Source organism: Natribacillus halophilus, assembly GCF_900100185.1.
GTDB classification, from domain to species: Bacteria; Bacillota; Bacilli; order Bacillales; family Marinococcaceae; genus Natribacillus; species Natribacillus halophilus.
In genome coordinates this window covers 423,504-433,240 of sequence record NZ_FNEN01000001.1, presented here as the reverse complement: position 1 = coordinate 433,240, position 9,737 = coordinate 423,504, and the positions used below count along the sequence as shown (strand labels likewise).

The following is a 9,737-nucleotide window of genomic DNA, read 5'->3' as shown; positions in this document are numbered from 1 at the left end:
GAGGAGAAGCCTCGGTCGACGACGCTGATGACACGGCCTAATTTCCAGCCGACAAGATCATTCTTAACTTCTTCGATGACACTCATGTCCGACGTGTTGCCCGGCCAAGCCCAACAGCGTATTGGGATGCCTTCGCGAGTGACCGCCAGGCCGATCACGGTTTGAAGCAAATCCGGCCGATGATCTTTGGAATGCCCGAGCTGACGGAACGTTTCCCCTTCCGGGGCTTCCTGCGGCTCCACTTCAAAATAGGAGGATGTGGTATCGAAATAGATGAGATCAACCTCCAGATTCAACAGATTGGCGACCGAAAAATACACCTGCTTCTCCAATCCTTCTCGGACCGCCAGAAGCATATCCATGGCGCGATAGAGCTGCTGAGAGGTAACGTCTTCAAGATTCGGGATCGCCACGTCATCGCGCACCCAATCTTCCATAGCCAACTTGCTGGAAGGGGCTAACGCTCGATTGGCCACCATGGCAAAAAGGAGGCGTTCGATATCTGTTTCATGATGCCGGTCGCGAAGCAGATTTTTGAAAATGTCATCCAGCTCCAGCTTGTTCCACCTCCCAGGCGTTTGCTGGATTCGAACCGAAAATCGATGGCTTCACCGATATCCTCTTGGGGCTTTTAACGCTTCTTCCGGCGACAGGAACCGCGTGATGCTTTTGGCCAGACGTTCCAGGGAGGCGGCGTCGACTTGGTCGGTCCGCCCAAACGAGTAAATCACCTTCGCTTTCGCATATTTGGCCTTCGGATCCCATTCATTATGCGCCAGTTGCAGGTATGTGACTTGGCTACCATCTTTATTTGTGCGTTTCACTTTTCGTAAGTACATGCCTATATAATATCACGGTTATCACCGTAAGTAGTATACACATATGTGTGCCTATGGATAAATGACCACACCGCATAGAGCCGCCATGTATACCTGAAAAGTGGAGACGCATAATGGCGAAAGACAGAGAGCACGGATGAGACATTATCCGTGTATCAATGTCCAGGTAACTTATATAGTTGAAAACGCTTTTTCATTTCTTCAACATCCAAATCCAGTTTTTCACAGTGCTCTTCAAACCTTTCAAAAAAATCTTCAGTATCTTTATCAACGGGAAGATCGCGTTTGATGGAAAAAAGTTCAATTAAATGGTAAAGTTCCACGAACGAATCTACACGAGGGTAATGTGTCATGTAGGCACCTCTCTTTTTTGTTTTTGTACTGTTGCCTTTACTTTAACAAAAATTACTAGCGTTGCATAAGAATTTTTTGGGCTTTTGCTCAGTAAAAAATAAGAAAATAATATAAACTAAAAATACTACCCGGAGTGTGCGGAGTGTGTTGAACATTTTCATAACAGCTCTTATAATGTAATCAATCTATGGAACTATTTAAACTTATAATTATACTATTCCAAAAAGATGATTCTTAGCTAGTTCTACAGCGAAAGATATAAGCTAATTGGTAGATTTCTTATAATCTAAAAAGCCGATATATTGAGGATTATGTATGAAGGATATTACAAGTTTCGCTATAGCACTAGTGTAAAAGTGACTTTACTTCTCCCATTTTGGGATATAAGGGTGATGAACATGGAAGTGAATGTGCAAGATTTGATGAAGATTGGCGGTTTAAGAAATTGTAAGGTGATAGCAGGTGAGAATGGCTTAAATAATGAAGTTAATCACGTAACAATAATGGAAGTGCCGGATATTGTTCAATGGTTGAAAGGCAAGGAACTCCTTTTGACAAGCTTATACGCAGTAAAAGATGATTTACAAGCCCAGATAGATTTAATTAGAGAATTATCAAGTTTAGGTACTTCAGCTGTAGCCATTAAACCGCATCGGTTTGTAGATCAAATCGACCAGAACCTATTGAATGAAGCGAATAGATACAACCTTCCAATTATTGAGATTCCTGAACACATCAGTTACCTGGACATAGTTTCTCCAGTTTCTGAAGAAATCTTCAGTAATAAAGAGATTCTCCAAGAGGATTTAGAACAAGCTAATCAACTATTAAATGAAGCAGCGATAAGTGCTCAAGGATTTGAAGAATTTATTACCATTATCTCACAACTCACTAAAAACAAGATTACAATTGAAAGCCTTGTACCTCAGATTACAACGCCTGAATTTAATCTTACATTTAAATCCTTGGATACGAAACAAAGGCAAGAACTTGAACACGTAAAACACCCTGTCCGTATGACAAGGGTTATGGAAAAGGGGGAGGCGCAGTGTGTGGTTGCCCCAATCATTATTGATGCACAAGTGGCTGGATATCTTACTAGTTGGGGTATTAACACCCAACATATGAAAATGGATCTAGCCATTTTAGAAAAAGCTTCTACTTTGCTAGCACTAGAATTTTTGAAGATAAAAGTGAAGTTTGACGTAGAACAGCAGTATAAAAACGAATTTTTGCGAGATATATTGTTAAATGAAAAAATGGATGAATATGATTTAGTAGAGAGAGGCAAACTTTATCGATTTTCTTTAGATTCTCGTTATGTTTGTATAGCTTTACATTTTGTAAATAATGGACAATTTAGTTTTTTGGATGCGGTGAATAGAGTTGATAATTATTTGAAATCAAAATATAAGCATGCTCTTGTTGGGCATATATCAAATTTTATTTTAGTTTTAATCCCTACCAAAGATATTTCAGAGATCGAATTTGAAAAACAAATGCATTCTTTAAGTCGATACCTCCACAAGGATGATAAAACAAAAGAACATCTATTGGCTATGGGAATAGGCAGGCATTACCCGGGTGTTAAAGGAATGCAAAATAGTTATTATGAGGCCAAAAAAGCAGGGTTGTTGGCAACTGATATTCGAGACTCATTCTCTATTTTATACTATGAAGATTTAGGTATTTATCGTTTATTTGACCAGATTAGAGATGGAGTGGAAATGAAGCAATTCTATCAAGATACCATTGGCAAACTAATAAGTTCAGATCAAGAAAATCAAGTGCAATTACTTGAAACATTGGATGCTTATTTTGCGCAAGATGAAAAATTACAGGAAACTGCTAACAATCTATATATCCATGTTAACACATTAAAATACCGATTAAACAAAATAGAAAAAATCACAGGCTATAACCTTAAGGCTACCGAGGAGAAAATCATGTTAGCGTTAGGTTTGAAAATTTCCAGATACTTGAAGATTAATCAAAATATTTAATATGCTTCATCTATTGAGACAAAAAAGAGGGGGATAATTTAGCTATTCAGCTAACCTTTTTGCGGTAGTATTTTATTATAATAAAACATAATTTATTTAAACAATTTTATGGACTATGAAAAGGGACAAAAGGATAAAACCTTTTAATTTTTAACCATTTAACATATTTGAAGGAGTGATGTTTATTTTCTGATTTTGTGTATACTAACCCTTTATTTTTGATAGTGTAAAAAGGTAGTACAAAACGGATTGCTAGGTATGTGCTGAAAATAGGTCTATTTATCAAATTTCCAGTACGAGTGATTCGTCATTATAAATCACAAGTACATTTGTAAGGGCTTATTTTGGAAATTTATTCTAGCGCGAGGGGGAAAATTAAATGGGCTACACTAGGAAGAATTTTTTTATTATGATTTATCTTATAAGTATAATGGCTTTAACAGCCGCTTGTGGTGAATCTACAGAAGAAGTTAATGAAGGAGATGCTATTGGAGAGGGAGGTATTGATGAGGGAGAAGCGGGAGAAGAAAGTGAAGCCCCGGATGATGCAGAACACGTTATTACCTTCAGTCATAACCAGCCACTTGAAAGTCCGGAGCACATAGGTGCAGAAGAATTTAAAGAATATATTGAAGAAGCTTCAGATGGGGAAGTACATGTTGATTTATATCCCGATTCGCAATTGGGAAGTTTAAGAGAACAAGTGGAAAGTACACAACTCGGGGAAATTGATATTACGATGCAACCATCTGCGGTTGTTTCACCCTTTGTTGACGATGTGAAAGTAGTAGACTTGCCTTATTTATTGCCGAATGATTATGATGCGATTTTTGAAATATTCGATGGAGAACTTGGTGATGAGTTGTTAGAAAGACTTGAGCAAGGTCAATTCAAAGGGTTGGGTTATTGGTTCGGTGGATTTAAGCTATTAACAACAGACGGTGTCGAGATACGAGAACCGGATGACATGCAAGGTTTAGATATGAGATCAATGGAAGCTGAAGTTTTGTTAGCTCAATATGAACAATGGGGAGCTAATCCTGTAGGGGTACCTTACGCTGAAGTCTATAACTCCTTGCAACAAGGGGTTGTAGATGGGCAGGAAAATCCTCTGCAAACGGTTATTCTTCAAAATTTCTATGAAGTACAGGACCAAGCTATCAATAGTTACCATGGGACCATGACTTATCTATTGATGACTAATTTGGATTGGTTTGAAGGATTGCCAGATGATATTCAACAATTAGTAGTTGAAGCAGAAGAGGAAGCTCGAATGGTAGCAAGAGAGGCAAAAATTGATATGGAAGATGAGTATATAGAAGAACTGGAAAACATGGAAGATATCAATTACTATGAGTTGACTGATGAGGAAATAGAAGTTTTCCGGGAAGCGTCTCTCCCCGTTCATGAGGAAGAATATGATGAAGAGTGGCAACAAGATTATTTGCAAAGACTTTATGATGCAATTGAAGAATCCACAGGTGAGGATCTTTTCTAAATATGAGAAAAACAAAGGGAAGCGTTGTCTTCTCTTTGTTTCCCTTTTGGGAGGATGATTGGAAAATGAAATGGGTAGCAAAGATTGAAGAAAATCTTGTAGGCATAATGTTACTCTCTGTGACCGCAGTTTTATTTGTAAATATAACCCTTCGTTTTGTTTTTAGTAATAGCTTCGTATGGGCAGAAGAATTTATTAGATATGGAATTATATGGATAACTTTTATAGGTGTTGCCGTATGCTTTAGAAGAGGGATGCATGTTGGTATTGATTTTATATTTACAATATTACCCCATAAAGGGGGACGATACTTGAAGTTATTCATTACATTATTATCTATGTTATTTATGGGACTTCTTTTAAAGTTTGGATATGATCTTGTTGTTTTTAGTTTTAATGCGAATCAAATGGCAGCGGCATTGGGAATCCAATTAGCTTGGGTATACTTAGCTATTCCAATTGGAGCCTTTTTATCACTTGTACATCTTGTTTTTGTATTTATAGATTTGTTAAAAGATAACGATACAGATGAAAAACCTATGGAAGAAACTACGAACTATGGATAGAGAAGCTTATTAGATAAGGGGGTAAATTTATGTTCATATTAACAATACTACTTATTTTCTTATTGGTTCTTCTTTTTCTTGGTGCTCCCATTTTTGTTTCTTTAAGTCTCTCAACTTTTTTGGTAGCTATCTTTATGACTGATACCAATGTAATGGTATTAGTGCAAAGTCTTTTTGGCGGTATTGATCAATTTGCATTGATGGCTCTGCCTTTTTTTATACTGGCGGCTAATTTTATGGACGTAGGGGGGCTATCAAAAAGGATAATGGACTTGGCAAGAACATTGGTAGGCCATTTGACGGGCGGTTTGGCAATGACAACCCAAGTATCCAGTATGATGTTTGGCGCTTTGTCTGGTTCTGGCCCTGCAACAGTTGTAGCGATAGGAAAAGTTATGTATCCAGAGATGACAAATAGAAATTATCCTGCACCTTTTGCTGCAGGGCTTTTAGCGTCAGCTGGAGCAGTTGCGCTGATTATCCCTCCAAGTATTACCCTTATCGTTTATGGTGCGGTAACAGGTGTTTCGGTAGGCAATTTGTTTATGGCCGGGATAACTGCAGGGATTATCATTGGGTTAAGTTCTATGGTTTACATTTATATTTATGCGAAAAGGCAAGGAATACCCCGAGACCCTAAATCAACCTGGCCACAGCTTGGTAAAGCCCTTAAAAATGCCAGCTGGGCCATACTGGTTCCTGTCATTATTTTAGGAGGTATTTATTCTGGAATATTTACTCCTACTGAAGCAGCCGGCATTTCTGCTGTGTATGCATTGCTTATTGGTATGTTTGTCTATAGGGAAATTAACATAACTAAGTTGATTAGTATTTGTCGAGAATCAGCCATTACTTCTGCCCAAATTCTAATTATGGTAGCATCGGCTCAGTTACTAGGGTGGTTTTTAACTCGGTTACAAGTGCCTCAAATGATGACAGAGATATTCCTAGATAATATTACGACTGCTTTTTTCTTCTTGCTAATGCTTAATATTATTTTATTAGTAATGGGAATGTTTATGGAGGGAATGGCAGCTATCGTTATTTTAGCTCCATTGATTTTACCCGCCTCTCAAGTGTTGGGTATTGATCCGGTACATTTAGGAATCGTTATGGTTTCTAATTTGGCTATAGGAATGTTTACTCCGCCTTTTGGACTGAATATATTTGTGTCAAGTAGTGTTACAGAAGTTGGAATGGTGAAGATGTTGCCTACCGTGTTGAAGTTCTTTCTCTTTAATTTAGTGGCGTTGCTTATCATCACATACGTTCCTCAGATTGTACTTTTCTTACCAAGCTTATAATGAATAAACAATTAAAAAGACTGGGGCCATTATCTTTACCGATAATGCTCCTCCTTTTTTTTTGTCTTTTTTAACTAACAAATTTTCAGATCATAAGTGTATCATAAATTATATAATCCTTGAATTTCGAATGGCTTTGGCGGCCTATCCTTTATGAGGGGAGTTATATAATGTCTGATTATTCGATTCGATCAAATTTAAATACTTTGAATGAATTTAGCCGAACGGACAATGGAGTTACAAGATTGGCTTTCTCTACAGAAGAGCAAAAAGGAAAAAAGTTTATGAGGACTTTATTCCAAAATGAAGGGCTGGCGGTTCGTGAAGATGAAATAGGAAATATGATTGCCCGCAGAGAAGGAATTAACCCCCAAGCACCAGCTGTTGCCATCGGTTCTCATATAGATAGTGTGATTGAAGGTGGCGAGTATGATGGTACGATTGGAGTATTGAGTGGACTTGAGGTGGTGAAACGGTTAAATAAGAAACAGATCGTAACTACGAATCCTGTTGAAATTATTGTCTTTACCTGTGAAGAATCTACTCGGTTTGGTGTTTCCACAATTGGTAGTAAAGTCATGACAGGATTGTCCAAAACAGAGGGTTTGGGTAATTTGAAAGATTTTGATGGAAAAACATTTGCAGAAGTTCTAGAAGAAGTTGGCCTGGATATAACAAAAATCAGTCGAGCCAAGAGAAGTTCTTATGACTTAAAGCTTTTTTTGGAAATGCATATTGAACAGGGCCCATTACTCCAGCAGTTAGGAAAAAAAATAGGTGTTGTAACTGGAATTGCATCACCTACCCGCTTGCAACTACGAGTACAAGGAAAAGCTTCTCATTCAGGGACGACACAGATGCACAATAGAAAAGACGCCTTGACAGGGGCAAGTGAAATCGCCTTGGAAGTGGAGAAATTAGGTCGGAGTGAGGCGAACAACGACACCGTGGCGACAACTGGTGTATTTGGAGTCGGTCCGGGGGTGATGAATGTAGTACCTGGATCAGTGGAAATGAAAATAGATATTCGCAGCACATCTCCTACTTCAAAACAATATGTACTGGAGCAGGTTATTAAAAAAATAGGACAAATCAAAACAGAGCGCGACTTGTCTATAGAGTGGAACTTATTAAGTGATGAAAAGCCGGTTCATTTAAGTTCAGAAGTGATTACCTCCTTGTCTAGGAACTGTAAAGAACTTAGTATACCTTATACAGCTATGTCGAGTGGTGCTGGCCATGATGCTATGAATATGTCTTATATCTGTCCCACCGGCCTTATATTTGTACCTTCTTGTGACGGCATTAGTCACCACCCGGACGAATATACGGAAGTCGAAGATATGATTCTTGGAATTGATGTTTTGGAAAAGACTATGTTGGAATGGGCAGGTGTTTCTGGAAGACCTATTCCTACTGGGGGTGAGGGTTGTGAAAGATCAAGAGGTTAAAATTTTATCAAATATTCAGGTTAGTGAGCGGTACTGGCACATGGTAGTCGATGCCTCAGGGCTTGCCTCTGATGTAGAACCCGGTCAATTTTTCTATATAGATTGCGGTCAAGAAAATGAATCTTTCTTGAGGAGGCCATTTAGTGTATATCGTATCAACCAAGATGACCAAACACTGGAATTTTTATATTTAACAAAAGGTTTGGGAACTCAGGCTTTAACAAAATTAAAGCAGGGAGAGACGGTTCGGAGTTTTGGTCCATTAGGGCAAGGATTTTCGCTTCAAGAAGACGCACAGAAGATTCTGCTTTTGGCTCGAGGAGTAGGTATTGCTACTTTGGCAGCCTTAGCTCAAGAAGCCTCTAAAAAAGGGGTGCAATGTGCAGCAATCTTGAGTGCTCGTTCGCATAATGATTTGCTGGCGGCCGAAATGTTGCAGGGATTTGGGGCTGAAGTGCATAAAGTAACGGAAGAAGACGGAACGAGTGATGTAGAAAATGTGCGGGATATTATAGAAGACATTACAGCCAGACACAACATTGATGCGGCCTACACTTGTGGTTCTCGGCGACTTTCCCGGCTGTTGCAAGATATTACCTCGAAAAAGGATATTCCCGCTGAAATCGCTTTAGAAGAGCATATGGGTTGTGCGATGGGCGTATGCTATGCCTGCGTGTGTGATGTCGTAGAAGACGATGAGATTCGAACCGTTCGCGTCTGCCTGGAAGGACCAGTATTTCCCTTACAGAAAGTGATGATGCAACCATGAGTACACTTGAGCAAAAATCAGCCAATCAGGGCTGCCATTTACGAGTAAACATCGGGGGATTGGAACTCAAAAATCCCATTATGCCAGCTTCAGGTGCTTTTGGGGAAAGTATGGAAAAAGTGTTGGATTTCAACCACCTGGGAGCAGTGTTACCTAAAAGTATTACCAAATATCCGCGCAAAGGAAATGATACTCCCCGGGTTTGTGAAGTACCGGCGGGGATGATTAATTCCATCGGTATCCAAAGTAAGGGGCTACAGTATTACTTGAAAAATATTGTACCTTATTATCAACAATACGATACACCATTAATTGCCAGCATTTCAGCAGACTCTGTAGAGGAATTTGTGGAAATGGCTGATATTTTGGGGAACAATCCAGGGGTGGATGCCTTGGAACTAAACATTTCCTGCCCTAATTTAAAAGGGGATGGCCTGGCCTTTGGCATGGATGCTGATGTGACGTATGAATTAACGAAAAAAGTGAGAGGGATTACGGATGTTCCCCTATTCAACAAACTAACACCGAATGTGACACGTATTCAGGATATTGCTCTCGCTTCCGAAGAAGGAGGAGCCGATGCTCTTACCGTTGTCAATACGTTTTTGGCCATGTCTATCAATGTGCATACTTGGAAGCCCGAGCTTGGAAATGTTATGGGCGGCATATCAGGTCCTGGCGTAAAACCGATTATCGTGCGCATGATTTATCAAGTTTACCAGGCGTCAAAGTTGCCGATTATCGGTTGTGGCGGAGTGATGAACGGAGAAGACGCCATCGAAATGATGTTAGCTGGAGCTAGCGCAGTGCAGGTAGGCACAGCAAGTTTTATCAAACCTGCAGCCATGTTAGATGTTCTGGAAGAAATCAAATCTTATATGCAACAATACGGAATTAATGACATTTACGATATAATAGGTAAAGTTCACTTCAATCAATACGAGGAGGGATAA

At 39.2% G+C, this 9,737-nt stretch carries 8 protein-coding genes and 1 pseudogene; 7 read left to right on the top strand and 2 right to left on the bottom strand.

The window, feature by feature from the left end; genetic code table 11:
- Positions 1-839, bottom strand: a pseudogene (locus BLS58_RS02195) (IS1634 family transposase); the annotation flags it as partial.
- A gap of 155 nt (positions 840-994) precedes the next feature.
- Positions 995-1,192: a hypothetical protein gene (locus BLS58_RS02190; protein WP_090395902.1), complete on the bottom strand. Its 198-nt coding sequence runs from the start codon at positions 1,190-1,192 to the stop codon at positions 995-997.
- A 399-nt stretch (positions 1,193-1,591) separates the two neighbouring features.
- Between BLS58_RS02190 and BLS58_RS02185 the strand changes: the two genes are divergently transcribed.
- The 7 genes from BLS58_RS02185 (at position 1,592) to BLS58_RS02155 (ending at position 9,737) form a co-directional block, all read left to right on the top strand.
- Complete coding sequence (locus BLS58_RS02185; RefSeq protein WP_176764558.1) at positions 1,592-3,196, top strand: PucR family transcriptional regulator; 1,605 nt, start codon at positions 1,592-1,594, stop codon at positions 3,194-3,196.
- Between the two features lie 379 nt (positions 3,197-3,575).
- Entirely contained in the window at positions 3,576-4,694 is a 1,119-nt protein-coding gene (locus tag BLS58_RS02180; RefSeq protein WP_245723025.1) for a TRAP transporter substrate-binding protein, read from the top strand.
- A 65-nt stretch (positions 4,695-4,759) separates the two neighbouring features.
- Complete coding sequence (locus tag BLS58_RS02175) at positions 4,760-5,260, top strand: TRAP transporter small permease (protein ID WP_176764557.1); 501 nt, start codon at positions 4,760-4,762, stop codon at positions 5,258-5,260.
- Positions 5,261-5,289: 29 nt separating this feature from the next.
- On the top strand, positions 5,290-6,564 hold the full coding sequence (locus BLS58_RS02170) for a TRAP transporter large permease (protein ID WP_090395899.1): 1,275 nt from the start codon (positions 5,290-5,292) through the stop codon (positions 6,562-6,564).
- Between the two features lie 170 nt (positions 6,565-6,734).
- A complete protein-coding gene (locus BLS58_RS02165; RefSeq protein WP_090395898.1) occupies positions 6,735-8,015 on the top strand; it encodes a Zn-dependent hydrolase in 1,281 nt (426 codons plus the stop codon).
- Positions 7,996-8,784 (top strand): dihydroorotate dehydrogenase electron transfer subunit, encoded by a 789-nt coding sequence (locus BLS58_RS02160; protein WP_245723024.1) that lies wholly within the window; start codon positions 7,996-7,998, stop codon positions 8,782-8,784. Before BLS58_RS02165 ends, BLS58_RS02160 begins: the two co-directional genes overlap by 20 nt.
- Positions 8,781-9,737: a dihydroorotate dehydrogenase gene (locus tag BLS58_RS02155; protein WP_090395897.1), complete on the top strand. Its 957-nt coding sequence runs from the start codon at positions 8,781-8,783 to the stop codon at positions 9,735-9,737. Before BLS58_RS02160 ends, BLS58_RS02155 begins: the two co-directional genes overlap by 4 nt.